The organism is Actinomadura spongiicola (genome assembly GCF_003432485.1).
GTDB classification, from domain to species: Bacteria; Actinomycetota; Actinomycetes; order Streptosporangiales; family Streptosporangiaceae; genus Spirillospora; species Spirillospora spongiicola.
This window is the reverse complement of record NZ_QVNQ01000002.1, coordinates 777,069-801,331: the sequence shown is the minus strand read 5'-3', so window position 1 is coordinate 801,331 and position 24,263 is coordinate 777,069. Positions and strand designations below refer to the sequence as shown.

Genomic DNA, 24,263 nt, shown 5'->3' with positions numbered 1-24,263 from the left:
CGATTCCACTGTCATACCCGGCGGACGCGGACGACGGCGACGATCGCGGAGACCACGATGATCCCGGCCGTCCACGCCAGCGCCCGCGTCAGGTCGCCCGTGTGCGGCCCGGCGTCCTGGGTGAGGCTCCGGACGGCGTCCATCATGACCGTGACCGGCTGGTTCTCGGCGAAGGCGCGCAGCGGTCCCGGCATCGTCTCCACCGGGACGTAGGCGCTGGACACGAAGCTCAGCGGCAGCGCGAGGAAACCGACGCCCTGCGCGGCCTGCGGGTCGGCGGTGAGCAGGCCCAGCGCGACGAACGTCCACACGAAGGCGAGGCCGAACAGGACGCACAGCCCGAACGCGGCCAGCGCGTGACCCCAGCCGGTATGGACGCGGAAACCGACGGCGAAGGCCAGCGCGGTGCTCACCGCGAGGATCAGCGCGACGCGAACGGTGTCGGCCAGCACCTGTCCGGCGACCACGGCGGCGCGTGGCATGGGCAGCGATCTCAGCCGGTCGAGGTAGCCGGAGGCGACGTCGTCGGCGACCGCGACCGCCGCGCTCATCCCGGCGAACAGGCCGCTCACCGTCAGCAGGCCGGGGATCATGTAGTCGACGTAGTCGGCTCCGCGGGTGTCGATGGCGCCGCCGAACACGTACCTGAAGATCAACAGGAAGGCGACGCTCTGCAGGAGACCCATCACGATGATCTGCGGGGTGCGCAGCGTCCTCCTGATGCCGCGCAGGGCGATCGTCCAGGTCGCCGCGCCCATGCTCGCGGCGTTCACGGCGCGGCCCTTTCGGGCGTCGCGCCGGTGAAACCCAGGAACACCTCGTCGAGCGTCGGGCGGCGCAGCGCGATGTCGTCGATCTCGACGCGCTGGTCGGCGAGGGCGCGGACGGCCTCCAGCAGCCGGTCGGGCCGGTCCCCGGCGGTCATCGTCACCAGGAGCGCGGACGGGTCGGCGTGGACGGCGCCGATCCCCTCCAGCACCCGCATCGCCCGGTCGACCGCGCCGTGGTCCCGAACGTGCACCTCCACCAGGTCGCCGCCCGCCCGCGACTTCAGCTCACGCGGAGTGCCCTCGGCGATCACCCGCCCACGGTCGATGATCACGACCTGGTCGGCGAGCCGGTCGGCCTCCTCCAGGTATTGGGTGGTCAGCAGCACATCGGTTCCGGCGGCGACCAGTTCGCCGATGGCGTCCCACAGATCGATGCGGCTGCGCGGATCGAGGCCGGTGGTGGGCTCGTCGAGCAGCAGCAGGCGCGGCGCGCCGACCAGGCCGGTGCCGAGGTCGAGGCGGCGGCGCATCCCACCGGAATAGGTCCGGACCAGCCGGTCGGCCACTTCGCCCAGGGAGAGCCGGTCGATGAGCCGCTGCGCGTCCGCGCGGGCGTCGCGGCGGCCCCGCCCGAACAGGCGCGCGACCATCTCCAGGTTCTCGCGGCCGGTCATCGCCGCCTCGACGGCCGCGTACTGCCCGGCCAGGCCGATGAGGCGCCGCACCCGGCCGGGTTCGCGGACGACGTCGACCCCGTCCACCCGGAGCGTTCCAGCGTCGGGACGGACGAGCGTCGCCACCGACCGCACGAACGTCGTCTTGCCCGCGCCGTTCGGCCCGAGCAGCGCGACCACCCGGCCGGGTTCGGCGACCAGGTCGAGCCCGGCCAGCGCCTCCACGGCACCGAACCGTTTGACCAGCCCGGCGGCCTCCAGGACGGGCGTCACGAGTCATCCTCCTCGTCCAGCAGTTCCCGCAGGTCGGCCAGCTTCTCCCGCCAGAACCGCTCGTACGGGTGCAGCCACTGCGACAGTTCGCGGAGCGGGTCCGGCTCCAGGCGGTAGACACGCTGCCGTCCGCTGCGCCGCTCGCTGACCAGCCCGGCGTCCCGCAGCACCTTCAGGTGCTCGGAGACGCTCGGGCGGCTCATCGCGAAATGGGACGCCAGGTCGTTCACCGGGCGGGGCCCGTCCAGGAGCAGCGCCGTGATCTCCCGCCGAACCGGGCTCGCCAGCGCCGCGAAGACGTCCACGCCCTTCGCGCCACCGGCCATGTCAGCGCTCGGCGAGGACGAGGCCGTTGCCGTCGGGGTCGGTGAGCGTGGCCTGCCGCCCCCAGGGCAGCTCCTGCGGCCCGTCGACCTCGACTCCCGCCTCGCGGAGGCGCTCGCAGTCGCCGTCCAGGTCGGACGTCTCCAGCATCAGCCCGTGCACGCTCCCCGGCGCCACGTCGGGCAGGTGGTCCGCGAGGACGACGCTGGTCTGCGCGCCCTTCGGGGCGACCTGGAGCCAGCGGACCGGGCCCATGGACTGGTCCGCGACCACCTCGAAGCCGAGCCGGTCCGCGTAGAAGGCCTTGGCGGCGTCCTGGTCGGACACCGGGACGGTCAGAAACCGCACATGCGTGATGTTCATGCGCCGTACGATACGTAGGAGACTTCCTACCTGTCAAACATAGGAAGTCTCCTACGTATCGTCATGATCGACGCGTTTTCCGTCAGTCGACGAGGGCGCCCGCCGTGATGTTGACCTGGGTCGAGGTGATGCTGGCGGCGTGGTCGGAGGCCAGGAACGCGGCGACACGACCGACGTCGGTGAGGGTCGCGGCGCGCTTGAGCAGGGTCGCGTCCGTGAGCTGCTGCCTGACCTGGGCGGTCTCCGGAGTGTCGGGGAAGGACTCGGGGACGCCGCCGGACCGCATCGACAGGACCCGGACCGAGTGCGGGCCCAGCTCGCACGCCCACTGGCGGCGCATCGCCTCGACCATGTCGAAGGCGACCTGCACGTTCCCGAGGCCGGGCATGTGGTTGGTGCCGTCGGAGCCGCCGAAGTGCAGGATCACGCCCGAGCCCTGCTTGACCATGTGGCGGGCGGCGGCCTTCGTCGTCAGCAGGAACGTCCGGGCGATCTTCTCCAGGGACCGGGCGAAGTCGTCGACCGGCATCTCGATCAGCGGACGGAACAGGGCGTCGTGCGAGATGACGTTGACCGAGACGTCGACGCTGCCCGCCGTCCCCGCGACGGAGTCGACCCAACTGTTGACGGCGTCCTCGTCGAGGGCGTCCACGCGGGCGGTCTCGGCGAGTCCTCCGGCGTCCCGGATCTGCGCGGCGACGGCGTCGAGGGTGTCGGGCGTCCGACCGGCCAGGAAAACCCGCGCGCCCTCGGCGGCGAACCCGCGCGCCATGGCGCCGCCGATCGTGCCGCCCCCGCCGTAGATGATCGCGGTCTTGTTCTCCAGAAGCATCGTGCTCTCCGTTCGTTCGAGTGGCCACGACGTTAGGCGCGGCCCCTCACAGGCCGCATCGGTCGCGGAACGTATCCCTGGCGATGCAGGTCAGACCCCCTATGAAGCCCCTACAGAGGGCCGTTGGACGGCCGCGCCCAGGCGGCCGGTCCGGGCGCCTAAGTCAGGTGACCGATACGAAACGCGCCAACCCCATCCGCCGAGTGACCCGAGCCTCGGGCGCCTCGCAGACGTGATGCCCGACCGTGCGAGGGCTAACGACCGTTGGACGGGCGTGTTCGCGTGGTCGGGGCGGATGGTTGCGTCAGGTGATCGAGATGAGGCGGGCCAGTTCCATGCGGCGGGTCACGCCGATTTTGGGATATGCCTTGTAGAGGTGATGGCCCACCGTGCGGGGGCTCAGGTAGAGCTGGGCGGCTATTTCTCGGTTGCTGAGGCCGGTGGCGGCCAGGCGCACGACCTGGAGTTCCTGTGGGGTCAGGCGGTTCAACGGGTCGGCGTCGTCGGGGCGGGCCGTTGGGCGGTCGCCCAGGGCCTCCAGTTCGGCGTGGGCGCGGGCGGCCCAGCGGGGGGCGCCGAGGCGGGTGAAGGTGTCCTGGGCCGTGGTCAGTTCGGCGCGGGCTTCGGTGCGGCGGCGTCTGCGGCGGAGCCATTCGCCGTAGAGGAGGCGGGTGCGGGCGGCGTCGTAGGAGCGGTCGCCGTGCAGGGTCAGCGCGGTGCGGTAGTGCTCCTCGGCGGTGTCGTTCTCCGACAGGAGGGCGCGGCATCGTGAGATGTGGGCGGTGAACGAGGTGGCCGCCGCCCACGTCTCGAAGGCGGGGAGGTGGGTGCGGGCCAGGTCGCGGCGGCCGGCGCGGACGGCGGCCTCGGCGTGGTCGGGGACGGCGCGGAGCAGCAGGTCGTGACGGGCCGGGCCGGAGCACACCGACTCCAGGTGGTCGAGGGCGGTGTCGGCGCGGCCGTCGGCGAGGTCGTGCAGGGCGAGGCCCCAGGTCGCCAGGGCGGCGTTGGTGGGGTGCAGGTCGGCGTGCCGCAGGACGTCGGGGGCGAGTGAGCGGCTGCGCTCGGCGTCCGACTCTGACCGGACCGTGATGCATGTCAGCGCCATGACCTGCATGTCCATTCCGATGTCGGACGCCAGCGACAGGCCCTCCGCTGCGGCCGCGTCGGCGCCGCGCAGGTCGCCCAGAAGGAGCCGTCCGATCGCGAGGGGTTCCATGATGTACGGGAGCCAGCCGAGGGCGCCCTGTGCTCGGGCCCGCGCGGCCGTGCTTTCCAGCAGCGTGGTCGCGGACCGGTCGTCGGCGGTGAGGAGGCCCATGAAACCGGCGATGATGCGTTCGACGAAGTCCTCGACGCGGTCGTCCTGGGCGGCTTCCACCAGCGCTCGCATCGGCGGGACGGCGCCGGGGAACCGTCCGTAGGCGATCAGTGCGCCGGTCACCGGGGCCTGCGTCGAGCCGTCCGGCAGGCGCACTTCGCGGAGAAGCTCCACGCTGTCGCGTACCAGGTCGTGTGCGCCCGCGTCCCGGGCGGACCAGACCGCCTCCGTCAGCATGGACACGGCCTTCTCGGGGTCGTCGGCCGCGATCAGCCGCGCGCCCTTCAGCGCGAGGGCGGCGTCCGCGGCCGGGGAGGTGCGTTCGTAGGCGACCTGGGCCTGGACGAACATGGCCTCGGCGATGACGGCGCTCTCGTTCGTGAGGTGCGTGGCCTCTTCGGCGAGGCGGGTGGCGTCGTCGGGGCGTCCGGCGTCGTAGGCGGCGCGGGCCGCGTGGACGATCCGGCGTGCCTTGCCTTCCGGTTCGGTGCTGAGCCTTGCCGCCCGCTCGTACGCGGCGGCGACGGCGGCCGTTCCGCCGCGCCGACCGGCCCGTCGCGCGGCCCGTTCCAGTTCGGCGGCGATGTCCTCGTCCGGCCCGGTCGCGGCCGCGGCGCGATGCCAGGCCCGGCGGTCGGCGTGCGCGTCGCCGTCGAGCGCCCCGGCCAGCGCGCCGTGGACGGCGATCCGCTGGTGGTGGGCGGCGTTCTGGTAGGTGACGGCGCGGATCAGCGGGTGCCGGAAACGGACCTCCTCGCCGTCCAGGACGACGAGTCGGGCCTCCTCCGCCGGGCCGAGGTCGGCCGCGTCGAACCCCAGCGTTCCCGCGGCGCGGAGGACGACGCCGAGGTCGGCGGTCCCGTCGGCCGCGACGACCAGGAGCAGTAGCCGGGTCGCGTCGGGGAGTTCGGCGAGTTGGAGCCGGAACGTCTCCTGCACCCGCCCGCCTACCGGCAGCGGGCCAGTGTGCAGCGCGGGCCGGGAGCCGAGCGCGTTCGCCAGTTCGATGAGCGCGAGGGGGTTGCCGCCCGCCTCGTCCAGGAGCCGTTCCCGTACCGGAACCGTCAGGCCCGGCGCGTGCGCCGCGACGAGGTCCGCCGCTTCCCCACGTTTCAGGGCGTCCAGCCGGACGACCTCCAGGCCCTGGTCGGGAAAGGGGCGGGTGGTGTCCCGCACCGCGAAGATCACGGCGATCGGGTCGGCGCTGAGCCGCCGGGCGGCGAACAGCAGCGCGTCCAGCGACGCCGGGTCGAGCCAGTGCGCGTCGTCGACCAGGCACAGCACCGGACGGTCGGTCGCCAGGTCCGACAGCAGCGTGAGGGTCGCCGCGCCGATCAGGAACCGGTCGGGCACCGGGCCGGGGGCCAGCCCGAACGCCGACCGCAGCGCCGCGGCCTGTTGGGCGGGCAGCGCGTCGAGCCGGTCGCCGTGGGGGTGCAACATCAGATGCAGCCCGCTGAACGGCAGTTCCGTCTCGGCCTCGACGCCCACGCCGCGGATGACCCGCATGTCCACGGCGTCCGCCGCGACCCGGTCGATCAGCGTGGTCTTCCCGATTCCCGCCTCGCCGCGGATCACCAAGGTTCCGCTTCGTCCGGCGCGAGCGTCCGCGAGCAGCCCGGCGACGCGTCCCCTCTCATGGTGCCGCCCGATGAACACGCCGCACACAGTACAAGTGCGGTGCCGTTCGCGTCCCGGTCACCAGGGGATGGTCTCGTCCAGGGAGTCGGGGCCCCGGAAGACGCCGGTGGGGCCGTCCGGGGGAAGTGTCGCGAGCAGGATCGGGACGGTGGCGCCGTCCACGGGGGTGCGGTCGCCTCGGGGGAACGGCGCGTCGGCGTTCTGGTCGGTGCGGACCATTCCCGGCGCGGCGGCGTTCACCTTGATGCCGTCCGCGCGCAGGGCGTTGGCGTAGGCGAGGGTCAGGGCGTTGAGGGCGGCCTTGGACGAGCCGTATCCGAGGGACGAGCGCGCCGAGAGCGGGTGCGCCGGGTCGCTCAGGAACGTCAGCGACCCGAGCCCGCTCGACACGTTGACGATCCGCGCGTTCCCGGACCGGCGGAGCAGCGGCAGGCACGCCGACGTCACCGTGACGACGCCGAAGACGTTGACCTCGTACACCTCCCGCATCCGGGAGGAGGCGGCGGAGTCGAACGGGACGCCCCAGTCGCGCGTGATCCCGGCGTTGTTGACCAGGACGTCCAGGAGTCCCGTCTCCTTCTCGATCGCCGTGACGGCGGCTGCCACGGAAGTCGGGTCGGTCACGTCGAGCCGGACGAACCGGACGTCCAGTCCTTCCGCCATGGCCTCGACGGCCGCGCGGCCGCGTTCCGGGTCTCGGGCACCGAGATACACCGTGAAACCCCATTGTGCGAGGCCGCGGACGATCTCCAGGCCGATCCCCTTGTTGCCGCCGGTGACGAGTGCGATTTCGTTCATGGCGTCCATCTCAGCCGCACCTGCCCCGGCGGGGGAAAGACCGATCGGGTGCCGCCCCATACCCTGGCGGTATGTCGGAGCCGGAGATCCGCGAGTTGCGCTACTTCCGCGCCGTCGCCGAGGAACTGAACGTCACCCGGGCGGCGAAGCGGCTCGGGATCGCCCAGCCGCCGCTGTCCCGGGCGATGCGCCGGCTGGAGCGCCGCCTCGGCGTCGACCTGTTCGACCGGACGGGTCGTCGGCTGGCCCTGACCCCCGCCGGTGAGGTCCTCGCCAAGGAGGCGGCCGTCGTCCTCTCCTCCGTCGACGTCGCCGTCCGCCGGACGCGGCGGGCCGGTGCGCCGCGCCACGCGCTCGTCGTCACCGCGAAGCCGGGGGTGGCGACGGAGCTGCTGCACACGGTCTGCGCGCGGTTCCGCGACGAGCCGGACGCGCCGGAACTCCAGGTCGTCGTCAGCGGGTTCGGTGAGCAGGCCGCCATGGTCCGCGACGGGCGCGCGGACCTGGCGATCGCCGCGTGCTTCGACGGCGAGGGCCTCGACACCGAACCGCTGTCCACGGAGCCGCGTGTCGCCGCGCTCCCCGCGGACCATGCGCTCGCCGGACGCGACGTCCTCAGCACCGCCGACCTGGTCGACGAACCCGCGCCCAGGTGGAGCACCCCGGAACCCCTCGACGACGACCATTGGCTGGGAAACCCGGACCGGCCCGCCGACGGCCCGACCGTGCGGGACACCGCCCAACTCCTGGAGGTGGTGGCCCTCGGCCAGGCCGTGGCGCTGGTGCCCGCCTCGCTGGCCGCGCGGAACGTCCGCCCGGACGTGACGTACCGGCCGGTGTCCGACGCGAAGCCGTACCGGACCCTGGCCCTGTGGCGGGCGGGCAGCCGGTCGCCGCACATCGCCCGCTTCGTCCGCACGGCCCTCGAATGCTCCACCTGACGCGCCAAAGAATGGTCCCTCGCAGCGGCGGGGGCCATTCTTCGGGTGCGGACGCCTCGGCGGGACGTCTTCTCAGGCGAGGTCGGTCTCGCGGCGCCGTTCCGCCCATTGGAGGGAATGGCGGATGGCGTCCTCGATGGTGTATTCGGGTTTCCAGCCGAGCAGGGCGCTGGCCTTGGCCGGATTGACGAAGGCGCCGACGACGTCGCCGGGACGGGCCGGGGCGTCCGCCGCGCGGAAACCGTCGCCGACCACTTCGCGGAACGCCTCGACGAGTTCGCGGACGGTGGTGCCGTCACCGGTCCCCAGATTGATGACCTCGTAGCCGGAGCCCTCCCCGCGCGGCGGAACGATCGAGTCGAAGCGGGCGGTGGCCTCGTAGAAGGCGCGGGCGATGTCCCAGACATGGATGTAGTCGCGGATGGCGGTGCCGTCGCGGGTCTCCCAGTCCACCCCGGTGATCGTGAACGGCACGCCGAGGCCATGGCATTCGATCATCTTGCCGAGGGCGTGGGTGGGCTTGCTGTTCTGCAGGCCGGTGCGCAACTGCGGATCGGCGCCGATCGGGTTGAGATAGCGCAGGGATATGACACGGAGCCCGTAGGCCTTGCAGAAGTCCTGAAGAAGTAGCTCGGCCATCATCTTCGAGCGGGTGTACGGATTCTGCGGCTCCAGAACCGACGTTTCGGTGACCGACAGATCCGGCTCGGGTCGGTACATTCCCGCCGTCGACGCGAAGATCATTCGCATGCAGTCGTTACGGATGAGATGACCGGCCAGGTCGAGGGTCCTGGTCAGATTGACGCGGTAGTAGCGGAGCGGGTCGGCCATCGAATCGGGCACGACGATCAGTGCGGCGCAGTGGACGGTCGCGATGATGTCGGGATGGTCCTGGAAGATCTGGTCGACGAGATCTCCGTCCCCGATGTCGCCCTGGTAGAAGATCTTTCCGTCGGTGAACTCCTGCCTGCCCGTGACCAGGCTGTCGAGCACGACCGGCGTGACCCCGCGCTCGGCGAACACCGAGGCGATCGTGCTTCCGATGAAACCGGCTCCACCGGTGATCAGGACTTTCATGGCGCATCCTTTGACAACCCGAATTGACCCTGGAATGACACGTGACAGGATCAGCAGGCGACCGTGCCCGGTCAATGATCCGCCGTGCACCTGACCGGCTCCGGACGAAAAGGAACCTTCCATCGCGACGTCGCGTACGCGCACGCGTCTTCATCCCCGGGCCCGAACACCGGAAGGACGCGCGCCATACCGGCGGACCGGAACGAGTACAGCGTTTGCATGATCCGTCCGACGCTCGCAGCGGTCATCGTCGATGGATGGAACCGATCCGCGTCCTCATCGTGGACGATCATGCGCTGTTCGCCGAAGCCCTGGCCGCCCGGCTGGACCGCGAACCCGACCTGGTGATCCTGCCGATCGCCGCGGACGTGCGGCGCGCGGTCGCGCTCGCCGCCACCGAACGTCCGCGCGTGCTGCTGCTCGACATGACGCTGGGGTCGGAGAGCGGCCTGGACGTCCTGGACCGGGTCCGCGACACGCAGCCGGAGCTGCGGGTCGTCGTGCTCACCGCGATGAGCGACCTGGACACGATGGTGCGGGCCGTCCGGCGGGGCGCGGTGGGCTGGCTGGAGAAGACCGAGGGCGCCGACCGGGTCGCGCAGGTGATCCGGTCGGCGGCGCGGCGGGGCGGCTGGATCCCGGTGGACGTGCTGGGCGAGGTGCTGCACCGCCTGGTGCGGGACGACCCCGAACCGCACGGCGGCGCGGGAACGCTGGCGGCCCTGACGCCGCGCGAGCGGGAGGTCCTCCAGTGCATGGTGGACGGCCTGGGCCGCGCCGAGATCGCCGAACGGCTCGGCCTGTCGACGAACACGATCCGCACGCACACGCAGAACCTGCTGGCGAAACTCGACATGCACTCGGCACTTGAGGCGATCACCCTCGCGATGCGTTCCGGGATGCGGCCTTCCGACCATTGATCGGGCGCACCGCCCGACAAGCGAATTGCCTGATAAGAGCGCTGACTGATGCAAACGGCGTAGTCGGGGATCGTCTTTTGCGCGATTGCTCCGAGGAGTCGGGTTCTTACGCTCGCGGTGGCCGAACCCGGAGGAAAGATCGTGGAGATCGACGAAGTCGCCGCGCGGGTTGTTCGCAGTTACTGGGCGCTCCTGCTGGTCATGACCGTTGTGCCGCTGACGCTGGTGGCACTGCTGATGAGCGCCCAGGTGCCGCCCTCGGTCGCCAAGTCCCGGTTGCAGGCCGGTGGCGGGGTGACCGACGCGGAGGTCGGCGACGCCGGCGTCAGCATCGTGGTCAGCAAGGTGAAGGCGTTCGCGACCAGCGACACGCTGCTGCGCGACGTGCTGCGCCAGCAGGGCATCGACCGGTCGACGACGAAGGTCGCCAAGGCCGTCGAGGTGTCGGGGCTCGGGACGTCCACGATCGTGGAGCTGTCGGTGAAGGACTCCGACCCGGACGTGGCGCAGGCGCTCACGGACGCCATCGGAGCCGCGGTCGTCCAGGAGATCAACGAGTCCAGCCAGGGCGCCATCAGGCAGCGGTTGGCCGAGATCGACGAGCGCGTCCAGGAGCTTCAGCGGAGGCTCGGGCCCCTGACCCGGGGAACGGCGGAGCCCAATCCCGACACCGACGCCGTGAACGAACGCGACCTGGTACAGGCGGAGCTGGCGGACCTGCGATCGGACCGTTCGGACCTGCGGAACCAGCTCCTGGCGACCAGCAGGTCGTCGGTGGTGCAGCCCGCGGTCCTCGCCCCGACCTCGGACCCGATGGTGATGATGTCGGTGATCGCCGGGCTCGTCGGGCTGGTCGGCGGGATCCTGATCGCGGTCATCGTCGAGGCGGTCCGGCCCACGATCCCCGGACAGCGGCGGGTCGCGCGGCGCCTGGCGGTGCCGCTGCTCGGCCACACCGACCGCGGCCCCGGGCAGCTCGCCGACCTCGGCCGGCGGGTGCGGCTGGCGGCGAAGAAGCAGGACGTCGAACGGGTCACGCTGGTCGGCGCGCCCGGTCCGCTGCCCCACGAGCTGGTGTCGACGGTGGCGGGGGCGGTGTACGGGGACGACGCGCGCCACGGGGACGACGCGAACTCTTTCACGGCCAGGCCGGTGCACGCCCGGGTGGACGACACCGAGACGTCCGAGGAACGTCCCGCCGAGACCGGCGGAAAGGACGCGGACGGCGACGACCCGTCCCTCAACAGCACCGGGACCGACGGCGCGAAGAGCACCTCGCTCGTCCGCGCCACCGGAACCGCGGTCATGCCGAAGACCACGGCGGAGGTGTCCCCGGTGGAGACGGGCCTGCCGGTCCCGGTCCGCCGCCTGTGCCATGTGCACGCGTTCGAGGACATGGACCCGAACGCGGACGACGTGGTCGGCGTGGTGGTCGTGGCCGGTCCGGTGACGACGGCGGCCGGGCTGGACTCCGTTCGCGACCTCGTCGCCGCCTCCGGTTGGCCGCTGCTCGGCGTCGTGGCCGCGTCACGCGGGTCGATCTCCCCCCGGAACCGCGGGATCGCGCGGATCCGCTCGGTCGTTCGCGGCCGCACAGGCACGTGACAACCCAACGGCACGTGAGAACGCAAGGCACGTGAGAACAAGGAGAAAAGCCGGATGACTTCAAACGTCCCGTTCTGCGTCCCGCCGCTCACGGGTGGGGTGCCCGACGCGGTCGTCAAGGTGCTCGACTCCCGCTGGCTCACCACGGGCCCGGAGACCGCGGCGTTCGAGCAGGAGTTCGCCGACTACCTCGGCGCCGCGCACGTCGTCGCGGTCGCGTCGTGCACGAGCGCCCTGGAGCTGAGCCTGCGCGCGATGGGCCTCCCCGCGGGGTCGCCGGTGCTCACGCCCAGCCTGACGTTCTGCGGCGCGATCAACGCGATCCTGCACGCCGGGCACCGTCCCGTCTTCGTCGACATCGACGAGGAGACGCTGGTGCCGAGCCCGGAGACGGTCGCCGCGGCGGCGGCCCGGGTGAAGCCCGCCGCCATGATCCTGCAGAACCAGGGCGGATACCCGGTGGACGTGCCCGCCCTCACCGAGGCGGCCGGTCTCGACCGGTCACGGGTGGTGGAGGACGCCGCGCACGGACCGGGCGCGGCGCGCGGCGGAGCCCCCGTCGGATCGTCCTCGTACGCGGCGTGCTTCTCGTTCTACGCGACGAAGAACATGCCGATCGGCGAGGGCGGCGCGGTCGCGACCAGCGACGAGGAGTTCGCCGACCGGGTCCGCGCGATGCGGCTGCACGGGATGAGCAAGGACTCCTGGAAACGCTACCTACCCGGCGGGAGCTGGCGGTACGACGTGAAGGCCGTGGGGCTGAAGGCGAACATGACCGACGTCCAGGCGACGATCGGACGCGCCCAGATCCAGTCGCTGCCCGGTTGGCAGGAGGAGCGGGAGCAGATCGTCGCCCGCTACGACGAGGCGCTGGCGGGGGTGTCCGGGGTCGTCCTCCCGCAGCGGAACTCCCTCGACGGCGTCCGGCACGCCTGGCATCTCTACCAGGTGCGCGTCAAGGACCGTGACGCGGTCGGCGACGAGTTGCAGGCGGCGGGCATCGGAACGTCCGTCCACTTCATCCCGGCCAACCAGTTGACCGCCTACAAGGAGATCGTCGGCGCGGACGAGTGCGCGCGGGTGCCCGTGACCGACCGGGTCGGGGAGGAACTGCTGTCGCTGCCGCTGTACCCGGGCCTGACGGCCGACGACCAGGACCGCGTGGTCGCCGCCCTCGCCGAGGCGATGCGGACCCGGGCGATGCGGACCCGGAGCTGACCGTGCGCTGGTTCCCGTCGCACCGGCCCCGCCGAGGCGCCGCGCCCGCCGTGGCCGCGGCCAGCCCGCTCGCCCTGCTGCTGGACCGGGAGGAGATCGTCCTCACCGATCTGCGGGGGCGGCGCCTGGTCCGCGGCCGGCGGGTGCTCGTCACCGGTGCCTGCGGGACGGTCGGCGCGGCGCTGTGCCGCCGGATCCGACGCCTGGATCCGGCGGCGCTGTGCCTGGTCGACAATGACGGGCGCCGGCTGGAACGGCTGGCCCGCACGCTCACCGGGGAACCGGGCGACGGCCGGATCGCCATCGCCGTCGCGGACGTGCGGGACGCGGACCGCCTCGACGCCGTCATCGACGACAGGCGACCCGAACTGCTCTTCCACGCGGCGGGCAGGCACCGGCTGTCCGCCGTCGAGAACGATCCATGCCGCGGCGTCGCCGACAACGTGGTCGGCACCCGGCACGTCGTCGACAGCGCCGTCCGGCACGGGGTGCGGCGGCTGGTGTTCGTCTCGTCCGACCGGGCGGCGGAGCCGACGTCGGTGCTCGGCGCGACGATGCGGCTCGGCGAGATGCTGCTGCAGACGGCGACGGGCGGCCCCACGTGCTTCGCGGCCGTCCGCGTCGGTCAGGTCATCGGCGCGTCGAGCGCGCCGCTCGGCCGCCCGCTCGCCCACCGGATCGCCGCCGGTGAGGTCATCACCGTCGCGCACCCGGAGGCCGCGCGGCACGTGATGACGGTGACGGAGGCCGTGGGCCTGCTGATCGAGGCGGCCGCGCTCGCGGAAGAGGCGGAGACGTTCGCCCTCGACATGGGCCGGCCCGTCCCGGTCCTCGACCTCGTGCAGCGGTACGCCGCGCAGGTCCACTCCCCCGCCGTCACGATCAGGTTCAGCGGACTCGGCCCCGGCGAGAAGCTCGCCGAGAAGGCGTTCGCCGATTCCGAACAACGAATCCGCACCGCACACCCCAAGATCTGGGGAACCAGGCCCGCACCGCCCCCCGGCGGGCTGCCGCGGTTGCTCGACGCGCTCGCCGCGGCCGCGGAGGCCCGCGACGCGGACGAAGTGCGCCTGCTGCTGCGCCGCCTGCTACCGGAGTATCGCCCGGCCCGGCGTCCACTCTCGGCCAGTGAGGTAACCCGTGAAATCAGGTAGGAAGCTACGAGTAGCGCAAGTGATCACCCGTTTCAACGGCGGCGGCGGGAGGGTGGCGCTGAACGGCGCCCTGTCCCTACCCGACGACGGATACGAACGGGCGATCGTCACCGGCGGCGTCGGCATGGACAGCGAACCGTCCGCCGCCCGCGGCCGCGTCCTCCACGGCGACGACGCCGTCGCGAACGCCGCCGCCGGCGACCTCACCCCCGACGCGTACCGCGCCGGGATGGAGGTCGTCCAGGTGGGATCCCTGGTCCCGCAGATCTCCCCCCGCGACGACTTCGCCGCCCTGTCCACCCTCACCAAGGTGCTGGCGGACGGGCGGTTCGACGTCGTCCACACGCACTCCTCCAAGGCGGGCGTCATCGGACGGCTCGCCGCGGCGCGTGCCGGTGTGCCCCGCATCGTGCACACCTGGCACGGGTTCCCGTTCCACGAATTCCAGTCGTGGCCGCGGCGCACCGCCTACATACGGCTCGAACGCATCGCCGCCAAGCACACCGACGCGTTCCTCGGCGTCGGCACGGACACGGTGACGACCGCGCTGCGGCTCGGGCTCGCCACCCCGGAGCGGGTCCGGCTGTCATGGCCCGCCGTGGACGTCGAGTCGTACGTCGCCGCGCCCGGCTCCAGGGCGCGGGCCCGCCGCCGGCTCGACCTGCCCCTCGGGGTGAAGGTCGTCGGTTCGATCGGCAGGCTCACCTTCCAGAAGGGCCCGGAGATCTTCGCCAAGGCCATCGCGCGGCTGCCGGACGACGTGTTCGGCCTGTGGGTCGGCGGCGGTCCGATGGCGGACAAGCTGGCGAAGCTCACCGCGAGACTCGGCATCGAGGATCGAATGCGCTGGCTCGGGCACAGCGACGACGTCGCGTCCGTCATGCCCGCGTTCGACCTGATGGCGATGGCGAGTCGCTGGGAGGGCCTGCCCTGCGTGCTGGTCGAGGCGATCAGCGCCGGGATCCCGCTGGTCGCGACGGCCGTCCCGTCCAACCAGGACCTCGTCCTCGCAGGCGAGACCGGCCTGCTCGTCCCGCCGGAGAACCCGGAGCGGCTCGCGGACGCCATCACGGCGATGCTGGACGATCCGGCCGCCGCGGACCGGATGGCCGAACGCGCCCGTGGCCGGGTCGGCGAATGGTTCACCCCCACCCACCTCGGCACGGTCTTGGACGAGACCTACCGGGGCACCTCCAGGCGGCCTTACCAGCGGTCATGACCTCGCCCGCGACCAAAGCGGCGCCCAAGGAGGAATCGTCGGGGGCTCCGGCGCCGTGGGTTGAGCCCCCCGAGCCCGCGGAACCCAGGCGAGGATGGCGGCGACCCGAGGTCGTCGCCCTCGTCCTGGGCATCGCGTCGCTGCCGATGCTGCTGCCCGGCGGGCTGCCGCCCGGGCCCGGCAACACGGCGATACCCGACGCCGTCCTGATCGTTTTCGTGTTCGCCGCGTTCCTGTGGGCGGGAACGCGGCGGGTGCCCGTCCGCTGGCCCTACCTGCTGCCCACCCTGCTCACCGTCCTCGCGGGCGGCCTCGCGGCGCTCGCCAACGGCAACGCCGGGGCGCTCACCCTCGTCAAGGACGTGTTCGTCCTGATGTGGGCGGTCTGCGTCGCCAATCTGTGCCGCGATCCGTCCCTGCTCCGCGTCACGCTGCGCGCCTTCGTCGGGATCGGCACCTTCTACGCGCTCGTGATGATGACCGGTTTCGCGATCGGGAACGACGCGATCTCCGGCAAGCAGGTCGACGGCTCGCGGCTGATGTTCACCTTCGGGGACGCCAACTACGCCGCCAACTGGTTCATCTGCATCTTCTTCATCGCCCGCGCCGCCCGCTGGCCGGAGACGAGATGGCGGCGCTGGACCGTGTGCGGCATCCTCATCACCGCCGAGCTGCTGACCGGCTCGAACGGCGGGATGCTCGCGCTCAGCTGCGCGCTGCTGCTCGGCTATCTGTTCCGGTTGTTCCGCGAGGGCAAGGCCCATCACGCGATCGTGGTCGGCGCCGCGGCCGTGTTCGTCGGCGGCGCCGGGATCACCGTGGTGACCCAGGTCGACATCCAGCCGTTCCTGGACCGCGCCAGCGAGGCGTCCCCGCTCCTGCGCGACTCGATCGGCAGGACGACCGGGGAGAGCACCGAGTCCCGCAGCACCGTCTTCTCCACCACCTGGGACATGATCCAGGCCCAGACCCATCCGTGGGGCATCGGCGCCGCGGAGACCGAGCGGCAGATGCTCGTCCAGCAGGAGACGTACGTCCGCGAGGCGCACAACGACTACATCGCCTCCGTCCTCGAACGGGGGTTCCTCGGCGGGGTCGCGCTGGTCCTGCTGCTGTCGGTGCTGGTGGTGCGGTGCGTGCGGATCGCGCGGCGCGACGCGTTGAGACCCGAGTACGCGCGGCTCGTGCCGCATCCCGAACTCTTCGGGGCCCTGCTGGTCGTCTTCGTCATCTGCGGCCTGTTCTACGAGGTGCTCCACTACCGGCACGGCTTCGCGATCTTCGGTCTGATCGCCGCCCTGGACCTGTTCGGCCGGCGAACGTCCGGCGCGTCCGTCCGGCCCGCCCGCGCGATCCGCTTGGCGGACGGGCCTCCCGCGCCGCCCGACCCGCCGGCTCCTCGCCGGGTCGCCGTCCGGTACGGCGGCGCCCGGGACGTCGCCGCCGTACCGGAACGCCATCGCGTGAACGGCGTCAAGACCGGCATCGCGACCAAGGAACCCGAGACCGCCGAGAAACCCGGGAAGGAGGCCGAGCGGAAACCCGGGCGCGACGCCGGGCAGAGCGGCCTTCGCAACCGGCTCGTGTCGCTCGTCGCGGGGAACATGGCCGCGCGGGTGGGCGCGCTGGCGTCGCTGGGGGTCGCGACGGTCCTCGTCGCGCGGGTCGGCGGGCCGACGCTGGTGGGGGCGTTCACCCTCGTCCGCATCCTGCCGGGGCTGCTCTGCCACCTGTCGAACGCGGGGCTGCCGGCCGCCGCGCCCTACTTCCTGGCCCAGTCCGACCGCGACCAGACCCGGGTGCGGCCCACCCTGGCCTGGCTGACGCTGATCGGGGCGGTCCTCGCGGGCGTCGGCTGGCTCGTGCTGAGCCCGCTGCTCCTCCTGGTGTTCTTCAAGTCGTTCGGCATCTGGCTGACGCTCGCCGCGGCCGTCCCCGCGTTCACGCAGGGGTTCGTGTCCGTCGGTAAGGGGCTTCTCCAGGGGACGAACGACCCGAACGGCGCGAGCCTCGCCATCGCCGTCGAGGAGTTCGTGTTCCTGCCGATCTACGTCGCGATCCTGGTCGGCTGGCACGGAACGGGCGCGCTCGTCGCCGGGCTCGTCCTCGCCGACCTGGCGGCCGCGGCGTGGATCGCGCGGCGGCTGGCCCGGCGCGGCTTCTTCCGCGGCTGGGGACGCCCCGACGCGCGGCTCGGCAGATCGATCGCCGGGTACGGGATCCGCGGCTACGTCGGCCAGCTCATCGACCTCCTGCAACTCCGCTTCGACATGGCGCTGCTGGGCGCGCTCGCCGGGCCGAAGACGCTGGGCGTCTACACGGTCGCGAGCAAGTTCGCGGAACTCGTGCAGCTTCCGGGGCTCGCCGTGAACTACGTCCTGTATCCCGACTTCGCCAGGGAGGACAAGAGGAGCGCCGCTCGCCGGACGGCCGCCCTCATCCTCCCGGCCCTCGGCATCTCCGTGCTCGCCGCGCTGCCGCTCGCGCTCATCGCCGGGACGGCGCTGCCGTGGGTGTTCGGCGACGTGTTCGACGACGCCGTCGTACCGACGTACATCCGTCTCGCGGGTGTCGTGACGTTCGGTGTGACCGGTCTCGTCATGGCGTACCTCTACGGGGTCGGACGACCGGGCGCCGCGTCCACCGGGCAGGGCATCGGCCTGCTCGTCGTCGTCGTGCTCGGGATGCTGCTGATCCCGGCGCACGGCGCGGAGGGCGCCGCCGTCGCCACCTCGGTCTCTTTCCTCACCACCACTGCGGCTTTGCTGGCCTGGTTCCAGGCCGTCAGGAACAAGGGGTGACCATGTCCAAGGACTTCACCGCGCGACCCATCGACCCGTCCGACGGAATTCCGCCCTCGCGGGGCCGGCGGGCGCTGGACATCGTCGCCGCGTTGACCGGGCTTCTGCTGCTGTCCGTCCCGATGCTGCTCATCTACGCGCTGGTCCGGCTGACGAGCCGCGGTCGAGGGATCTTCAAACAGACCCGTGTCGGGCAGGGCGGCCGGCCGTTCACCATGTACAAGTTCCGCACGATGCGGCAGGGCGTCGGCGGAATGAAGGTCACCGCGACCTCCGACCCTCGGGTCACCCCGCTCGGCCGGTTCCTGCGCCGTTACTACCTGGACGAGCTGCCGCAGCTCGTGAACGTGCTCCGCGGCGACATGACGCTCGTCGGCGCGCGTCCGGAGACCTACGACCTCGCCGTCTACTACGACGCGCGCTGGCGCTGGATCTTCGACCATCGGCCGGGGATCACGGGCCTGTCCCAGGTCAGCTTCCGGTACGCCGAGATACTGCCGCCCGGCCAGGAGGTCGACCTCGCCTTCTACGTGGAGCATCTCGCCCCGGCGCAGTCCGCGGCCGACGCGGTGTACCTGAGCAACCCGTCGATGCGTGTGACACTCCGCGTCTTACTGCGGACGGTCCGCTACATTCTGGGGTTCAAAGTCCCGCAGTTGCCGGTTTCGGGGACCGGCAACGTGGCAGAGTTGACGTCACCGTCCGACGCCGCGCACCGCGCCAAGGAGCCCGGGTCCGCCGCCTGACGGCGCGCCCAGGAGGGTACGGCATGGACCTACGGGATGTTCGTTTCAGGTTCTCCGCGGTCGGCGCGGCGATCGTGCTGGTCACGGGGTTCCTGGTCGTCACGCGGGCGGACCCGCCCGACCACACCCGCGACTGGGTGCCGCCCGCGTCGCCCGGCGTGCCCGCGGTGGAGCCCGGCAAGACGCGCCGTGTCGCCCTGAACTCCGAACCCGCCGACTACGGGCGGCTGCGGGAGCTCGGCTACGACGTCGTGGACGTCGAGGCGGACGAGGCGCTCATCGCCGGGGTCCCGAAGGGGATGCAGGCGATGCTGTGGGTCGGCAACTTCCACTGCGGCGCCTTCCATCTCGACATGGAGGCGTTCAAACGGGCCGTCGACCGGTTCGGACGTGACAAGAAGGTGTACGGCTGGTACCTGTCGGACGAGCCGAACACCGGCGAGTGCCCCGAGGTCGTGGACGAGATCCGCAGCCGCGCCGAGTACATCCGGCGGCACGCGCCGGACCAGGTCTCCTACATCGCGCTGACCGACTGGCCGATGAGATCGCTCGCGCCGCAACGCGTCAGCGTCGACCTGGTCGGCCTGGACCCCTATCCCTGCAAGGGGTCGCCGACGCCGCTCGAACACTGCGACATCCGCGCCGTCGACCGGATGGTGCGGATGGTGGACGACGCGGGCATTCCCCGCGGCAAGGTCGCGCCCGTCCTGCAGACGTTCGGGCAGGACTGTTCCACGGGCGACAAGCAGTACTGGCTGCCCACGGAGGGCCAGTTCCGCGAGATCCTCGCCCGCTGGGACCGCCTCGTCCCCACCCCGCCGCTGGAGGTCACCTACTCGTGGGGCCACCAGGACGAATGGGCCTGCCCCACCCTGGAGGACGCCACCGGCGGCGACCATCCGGACCTACAGGGCATCATCAGGGCCCGCTACGCCGGTCGTTGAGAAGCCGGGTCAGCCGCCGGGTCTGTCGGCCACGGCCGGATGACCCGGCTCCGACGGCAAGGGCAGGTCCATGGACCCGATCTTGAGGGCCAGGACCTCCATCACACCGATGACGAGAACGAACGCGACGGCCAGCAGGCCGATCTTCTTGCGGTTCAGACCGCGCACTCTTCAATCCCCCCAGACAAACAGGGGAAAAACCTAACACGTCATGACTGAGGACTGATGTCAGACACGCCGGGTTCGTCCACCCGGCGCGTCTTTCGCGTCAGGCCAGCTTCCGGCTGGTGAGGTTCGCGGCACGGGCGTTGACGCACTCGCCGCTGGCGAGGTCGAAGGCGAAGTTGTGGGCCAGGCAGTGGATCCTGCCGTCGCGGACGATGGCGCCGACCGACAGGTCCTCACCCGCGTGCGGGCAGTAGCGGGGGATGTCGTAGCGGACGCCGTCACAGGCGACCGTGATGCGCTCGGTCTCGTCGCGTCCGGTCTCGTAGGCCTCGACGGCCTCCAGGGCGGGCGCGTTGGCGTGCTTGAGGAGACCGACGAGGTAGTCGTTGTAGACGTCGGGGTCGCGGAAGAGGCTGACCCGGAACGAGATGAGCAGGTCCTCCCACGCCATCCGGCCCGCGAGGATGCCGTCGATCCAGCGTCCCGCCGCGGTGATGCGGTAGTGGGGGCGGGCGTCGGGGGACGCCTCGGTGACCGTGACGCCGTCCGGGGAGAAGTCGACGTTCCAGATCCCGCCGTTCGGGCCGGTCACCTCGAACTGGACGATCATGGAGATCTGGCGGAGGAAGTAGTCGCTGAGGCCGCCGAGATAGTCGAAGTGGGCGACGAACCGGTCGAACAGGTCGGGACCCGGCTCGGGATGATGGGCCATCACCTCGGCGATGGCGGACGCGCGGTCGGCGGCGTACCGCTCAAGGTACGCGGGCCGGTAGGCGTCGGCGAAGGAGAATTCGGCGGAGACGGGGTCGCGGGCGATGGCACCGCTGTCGAGGTCGAGGACGTCGCCGGGCTTGAAGTAGTCCCAGCGCTGGTTCGGGAGGTGCTCGCGCAGCCACGCCGTGGAGATCTCCGGGTCGCAGAACGCGCCGTCCTCCTGGTCGAGGATCTGGTTGAGGTGGTCGACCTCGGGGTCCAGGAAGCAGGGCGGGCCCGCGAACGGCACCGCGAGCTCCGGCGCGGTCTGCCGGACGAGCCGCTGCACGGCGCGCAGCTTCGACACCCGCTTGTCCATGGCGACCTTGGCCATCTCCTCGGGCGGGTACTCGTAACAGATCGGATGCCAGGACGCCCCGGACGTCTGCACGGCCATCAGGTCCAGCCGGCCGCCCGCCAGATGCTTGGCGCGGCGGGCCTGCGCGGCGGTGAGCCGGGCGTCGTTGGCGTGCAGGATCCCGTGACCGTCAGCGACGATGAGGAAGGCGGCGTCGTGGCACATCGGCGACAGTTCCGGAATCGCCGTGATCCACGACCCCCGATTGTCGAGTGGGAATTTCTCCCACGCCGTTAACTCGATTACCTGCCGACCGCCCGCCGCGGCCAGCATGCGCTCACGGAAGGCGGGTCCCGGATAGCACGGAATGAGGATTCTAGTACGAGCCGGAAGTCGCTCCAGCACCCATGGGTCGAAGTGATCCAGATGCTCGTGAGAGACCGCGACCCAGTCCGCGTCGAGCAACGCGGCGAGGTCGAGGTGGTCGTTCCGCGGATACTGGTGCCAGGCTCCGAGAAAGGCCCCTGTCGGAGCAAGCCACGGGTCGGCGAGCAGGTGGAACGCGCCAGCGTCCACCGCCACCCCCGCATGTCCCAGAAATGTGACCGTCGCCATGCTCTCGACTGTCTCCTCCGCGGCCGGCCAACACACCCGCTGGAATGCGCAATGTGGCTACGCCGTAAGCATGAAAGAATGGACGACAGCAAGAACTGACAATCCCGGTCGGGACGCACCGTCAATCAAAAAGGTTCACCACTCGATGTGCATGTCCACTTCTGGTCAGCCGGCGGACGGTTGTGGCCATTGACTGGACACCTACGTATACCGGCGCGAACGTCTATACGGTGCCGAAATAGCGGAGCGGGGAATTCTCATGGACGAAGCGGGGTCCCGGTCGACTCCGGCGGACGCACCCGCACAGGCGGGGACGCTCGCGGACCTCGGTCCGCCCGAGCCCGCGCACCACGGCGAGTTCCCGGCGAACCACGTCGCGCAGGCCGGGGCGCACACCCTCTGGCGGCGGCGGCTCAGACACGACATCCGCCACGAACTCGGCACGATCATCATGCTGGCCTCCGCCGTCGCCGTCGCCGAGGACGTCGGCGACACCAGCAGGGCCCGCATCGAGCAGCTTCTCGGTGAGACCCGGTGGCTCGACCATCTGCTCCGGCGGCTCGACGAGGACGACCCCGAAGGCGAGGACGGTGACCGGCCGCCGCCGAGCCCGGACCGCATCCGGGTCGACGACCTCACCGCGGAGGTCGTCACCGGCATGCGGCTCGCCACCTCGCACGAGGTCTGCTTCGCCGGCGGGGAGGCGTGGGCGCACATGGACCCGGTCGCGCTGTGGCGCGCGGTCCGCAACGTCCTCGACAACGCGTGCCGGGTCGCCGACGGGCGCGTCGACGTCCGGGTCGAGTCCGACCAGGGCTGGGTCGTCGTCCAGGTCGACGACGACGGTCCCGGCTTCGGCGGCGCGGAGGGGCGTCCCGACGGGCCCGCGCGGCGCGGGCTCGCGTCCCTGGGGCTCGGCATCGTCCACGACCTCGTCTCCGGGTACGGCGGCAGCCTGGAGATCCGCACCTGCGAGATGGGCGGGGCCCGCGTCCGGATCCTGCTGCCCGCGGCGCCGCCCCCCGACAGGCGACACCCGGGCGGGACGCACCCGGCCTGCCCGTCCCAGGACGCGCACGCGGACGACTGGCGGCGGCACCCATGAAAATGGTCATCTGTGACGATCACGCGGTGTTCGCCGAGTCGCTGTCGCTGGTGCTGACGGACGCCGGGCACAACGTCGTCGGCGTGGCCTGCTCCCCGGCCGACGCGATGCCGCTGCTGCGCGGCGGGCAACCGGATCTGTGCCTCATCGACCTGCGGTTCCCGGACGGCACGGCCCTCGACTGGATGGCACGGCTGCGGGCGGCGTCCCCGGGCACGAGGTTCATCGTCCTCACCGGATTCCTCGAACCGGGCGTGATGGAGTCCGGGCTGGCGGCGGGCGTGCGGGGTTTCGCGCACAAGGGGCAGCAGACCGGCGACATCCTCGCCGTGCTGAGCCGCGTCGCCGACGGTGAGATCGTCGTCGACCAGGACGCCCGGCGCGGCGGTACACGGCCCAACAACGAGGCGCAACGGGCCGCGCGGTTCCTCACGCCGCGGGAACGGGAGGTCCTGACCCGGCTCGCGCGGGGCGAGTCGACGCAGGCGCTCGCCAAGGCGATGGGCGTCACCCGCAGCACGGCCCGCAGCCACGTGCAGAGCGTGCTGAGCAAGCTCGGCGTGCACTCGCAGCGCGAGGCGGTGATCGAGGCGGCCCGGCACGGCCTGGTCAGCGTCGAGACCGGGGAGTGGCTCGCCGGCTGAGGCCCGCCCGCCGGGGCCGCCGCGCACGGACGGCCGGAACCGGACCTTCCGGCGTCCACCGGGACGCGTTAGCGTCCGACTGGCGAAGGAGGTTCCCATGCCTCTAGGGCGAGGCGCGCTCCCCCTCTCCGATGCCGGGGTGCTCGACCACGCGGACGGCTACGCGCACGGCGTCCCGCACGACCGGCTGGAACGGCTCAGGGCGCGGACGCCGGTGGTGTGGCTGGACGGGCGCGCGGCCGGTCGGCCCGGCGCCTGGGGCGTGCTGCGCTACGACGACGTCCGGCACGCCCTCGCCCACCCGGAGATCTTCGTGCCGGAGGGCGGCGGCGCCCCGCACGGCCCGGCCACCGGCGACGACTCCGGCGACGGGCCCCACAAGGACGCCTCGCCCGAGTGGCCCGCGACCATCGACATGGATCCCCCGGCGCGGACCATGCTCGCCCGGATGCCGTCCAGGGTGACGGTCGATTTCGTCGGCGAGGTCGTCCGCGACCTTCCCGAAACGCTGCGGAACACCCTCGCCGGCGGCCTGTACGCCCTTCTCCGGCACCCCACCCAGTACGCCCGGCTCCAGGAGGGGCGTTCGGACGAGCGTCTCGTCGACAGCGCCGTCGAGGAGATGCTGCGCTGGTGGACGCCAGTCCTGAGGGTCTGGCGGGTCGCCCGGCGCGACACCGTCATCGGCGGCGTGCCGTTGCTGGCCGGTGAACGCGTCGTCCTGTGGCTGGTGTCCGCGAACCATGACGGCGAGGCGTTCCCCGACCCCGGCCGGTTCCACCCCGACCGGTTCCTCGTCGGGGGCCGGTCCCCGGAGCCGGACGGAGCCGCGCACGGCGCCCGCGCCCACCTGTGCTTCGGATTCGGGGTCCGCGCATGCATGGGCGCCCGGCTCGCACGCGTTCACCTGCGTGCCATGCTCGACGCGCTGCTGGAACGTCCGGGGCTGCCCCAGCTCGCGGGGACTCCGGTGATGGCGCGGTCGTGCACCCGCCACGGTTTCGAGCATCTTCCCGTCCGCTGGACGACCTAGCCCGCCCCCGTCCCGGCTGATGTCCG

At 71.8% G+C, this 24,263-nt stretch carries 22 protein-coding genes; 12 read left to right on the top strand and 10 right to left on the bottom strand.

The genetic code is table 11. The annotated features are described in order from the left end of the window. Positions 1 to 11: 11 nt before the first annotated feature. The 7 genes from D0T12_RS08215 to D0T12_RS08185 all read right to left on the bottom strand — a co-directional run bounded on the left by D0T12_RS08215 (position 12) and on the right by D0T12_RS08185 (position 6,996). Positions 12 to 773, bottom strand: a complete 762-nt coding sequence (locus tag D0T12_RS08215; RefSeq protein ID WP_233525904.1) for an ABC transporter permease — start codon at positions 771 to 773, stop codon at positions 12 to 14. Further along, positions 770 to 1,717: an ATP-binding cassette domain-containing protein gene (locus D0T12_RS08210; RefSeq protein ID WP_117398824.1), complete on the bottom strand. Its 948-nt coding sequence runs from the start codon at positions 1,715 to 1,717 to the stop codon at positions 770 to 772. Before D0T12_RS08210 ends, D0T12_RS08215 begins: the two co-directional genes overlap by 4 nt. Beyond that, positions 1,714 to 2,043, bottom strand: coding sequence for an ArsR/SmtB family transcription factor (locus D0T12_RS08205; RefSeq protein WP_117398823.1), 330 nt, complete (start codon positions 2,041 to 2,043; stop codon positions 1,714 to 1,716). The genes D0T12_RS08210 and D0T12_RS08205 overlap by 4 nt, the downstream gene beginning before the upstream one ends. Before the next feature lies 1 nt (position 2,044). Further along, a complete protein-coding gene (locus D0T12_RS08200) occupies positions 2,045 to 2,404 on the bottom strand; it encodes a glyoxalase superfamily protein (protein WP_117398822.1) in 360 nt (119 codons plus the stop codon). A gap of 82 nt (positions 2,405 to 2,486) precedes the next feature. After that, entirely contained in the window at positions 2,487 to 3,236 is a 750-nt protein-coding gene (locus tag D0T12_RS08195) for an SDR family NAD(P)-dependent oxidoreductase (RefSeq protein WP_117398821.1), read from the bottom strand. Positions 3,237 to 3,540: 304 nt separating this feature from the next. After that, positions 3,541 to 6,216: a helix-turn-helix transcriptional regulator gene (locus D0T12_RS08190; RefSeq protein WP_117398820.1), complete on the bottom strand. Its 2,676-nt coding sequence runs from the start codon at positions 6,214 to 6,216 to the stop codon at positions 3,541 to 3,543. Positions 6,217 to 6,255: 39 nt separating this feature from the next. Next, on the bottom strand, positions 6,256 to 6,996 hold the full coding sequence (locus D0T12_RS08185) for an SDR family oxidoreductase (RefSeq protein WP_325050749.1): 741 nt from the start codon (positions 6,994 to 6,996) through the stop codon (positions 6,256 to 6,258). Between the two features lie 71 nt (positions 6,997 to 7,067). Here D0T12_RS08185 and D0T12_RS36985 point away from each other — a divergent pair, with 71 nt between their 5' ends. Beyond that, positions 7,068 to 7,937, top strand: coding sequence for a LysR family transcriptional regulator (locus D0T12_RS36985; protein WP_117398818.1), 870 nt, complete (start codon positions 7,068 to 7,070; stop codon positions 7,935 to 7,937). Between the two features lie 72 nt (positions 7,938 to 8,009). On the opposite strand, the gene galE is transcribed toward D0T12_RS36985, so the two are convergent. Further along, positions 8,010 to 9,014, bottom strand: coding sequence for a UDP-glucose 4-epimerase GalE (gene galE / locus D0T12_RS08175; RefSeq protein WP_117398817.1), 1,005 nt, complete (start codon positions 9,012 to 9,014; stop codon positions 8,010 to 8,012). 257 nt (positions 9,015 to 9,271) lie between these two features. Here galE and D0T12_RS08170 point away from each other — a divergent pair, with 257 nt between their 5' ends. The 8 genes from D0T12_RS08170 to D0T12_RS08135 all read left to right on the top strand — a co-directional run bounded on the left by D0T12_RS08170 (position 9,272) and on the right by D0T12_RS08135 (position 19,621). Beyond that, positions 9,272 to 9,934: a response regulator gene (locus D0T12_RS08170; RefSeq protein WP_158581446.1), complete on the top strand. Its 663-nt coding sequence runs from the start codon at positions 9,272 to 9,274 to the stop codon at positions 9,932 to 9,934. A gap of 141 nt (positions 9,935 to 10,075) precedes the next feature. Next, positions 10,076 to 11,539: a YveK family protein gene (locus tag D0T12_RS08165; protein ID WP_147339438.1), complete on the top strand. Its 1,464-nt coding sequence runs from the start codon at positions 10,076 to 10,078 to the stop codon at positions 11,537 to 11,539. 54 nt (positions 11,540 to 11,593) lie between these two features. Then, positions 11,594 to 12,757 (top strand): DegT/DnrJ/EryC1/StrS family aminotransferase, encoded by a 1,164-nt coding sequence (locus D0T12_RS08160; RefSeq protein WP_117398814.1) that lies wholly within the window; start codon positions 11,594 to 11,596, stop codon positions 12,755 to 12,757. A 2-nt stretch (positions 12,758 to 12,759) separates the two neighbouring features. Beyond that, a complete protein-coding gene (locus D0T12_RS08155; RefSeq protein WP_158581445.1) occupies positions 12,760 to 13,911 on the top strand; it encodes an SDR family NAD(P)-dependent oxidoreductase in 1,152 nt (383 codons plus the stop codon). A gap of 19 nt (positions 13,912 to 13,930) precedes the next feature. Then, positions 13,931 to 15,130: a glycosyltransferase family 4 protein gene (locus D0T12_RS08150; protein WP_158581444.1), complete on the top strand. Its 1,200-nt coding sequence runs from the start codon at positions 13,931 to 13,933 to the stop codon at positions 15,128 to 15,130. Continuing rightward, entirely contained in the window at positions 15,127 to 17,931 is a 2,805-nt protein-coding gene (locus tag D0T12_RS08145; RefSeq protein WP_158581443.1) for an O-antigen ligase family protein, read from the top strand. The genes D0T12_RS08150 and D0T12_RS08145 overlap by 4 nt, the downstream gene beginning before the upstream one ends. Before the next feature lie 2 nt (positions 17,932 to 17,933). After that, positions 17,934 to 18,677, top strand: coding sequence for a sugar transferase (locus D0T12_RS08140; RefSeq protein WP_117398810.1), 744 nt, complete (start codon positions 17,934 to 17,936; stop codon positions 18,675 to 18,677). Between the two features lie 23 nt (positions 18,678 to 18,700). After that, complete coding sequence (locus tag D0T12_RS08135; protein ID WP_117398809.1) at positions 18,701 to 19,621, top strand: hypothetical protein; 921 nt, start codon at positions 18,701 to 18,703, stop codon at positions 19,619 to 19,621. A gap of 9 nt (positions 19,622 to 19,630) precedes the next feature. On the opposite strand, the gene D0T12_RS35280 is transcribed toward D0T12_RS08135, so the two are convergent. Together D0T12_RS35280 and D0T12_RS08130 are read right to left on the bottom strand one after the other, a co-directional pair. Beyond that, the gene (locus D0T12_RS35280) at positions 19,631 to 19,789 is read right to left on the bottom strand and encodes a hypothetical protein (protein WP_158581442.1); all 159 of its coding nucleotides are present in this window, start codon (positions 19,787 to 19,789) and stop codon (positions 19,631 to 19,633) included. Positions 19,790 to 19,889: 100 nt separating this feature from the next. Further along, positions 19,890 to 21,455 carry a Rieske 2Fe-2S domain-containing protein gene (locus D0T12_RS08130; protein ID WP_117398808.1) on the bottom strand — a complete coding sequence of 522 codons (1,566 nt, stop codon included), beginning with the start codon at positions 21,453 to 21,455 and terminating at the stop codon, positions 19,890 to 19,892. Positions 21,456 to 21,714: 259 nt separating this feature from the next. On the opposite strand from D0T12_RS08130, the gene D0T12_RS08125 reads away from it, so the two are divergent. The 3 genes from D0T12_RS08125 (at position 21,715) to D0T12_RS08115 (ending at position 24,237) form a co-directional block, all read left to right on the top strand. Continuing rightward, on the top strand, positions 21,715 to 22,560 hold the full coding sequence (locus D0T12_RS08125; protein ID WP_117398807.1) for a sensor histidine kinase: 846 nt from the start codon (positions 21,715 to 21,717) through the stop codon (positions 22,558 to 22,560). Beyond that, on the top strand, positions 22,557 to 23,204 hold the full coding sequence (locus D0T12_RS08120) for a response regulator (RefSeq protein WP_117398806.1): 648 nt from the start codon (positions 22,557 to 22,559) through the stop codon (positions 23,202 to 23,204). The genes D0T12_RS08125 and D0T12_RS08120 overlap by 4 nt, the downstream gene beginning before the upstream one ends. Before the next feature lie 97 nt (positions 23,205 to 23,301). Continuing rightward, positions 23,302 to 24,237 (top strand): cytochrome P450, encoded by a 936-nt coding sequence (locus D0T12_RS08115; RefSeq protein WP_117398805.1) that lies wholly within the window; start codon positions 23,302 to 23,304, stop codon positions 24,235 to 24,237. Positions 24,238 to 24,263: the final 26 nt, after the last annotated feature.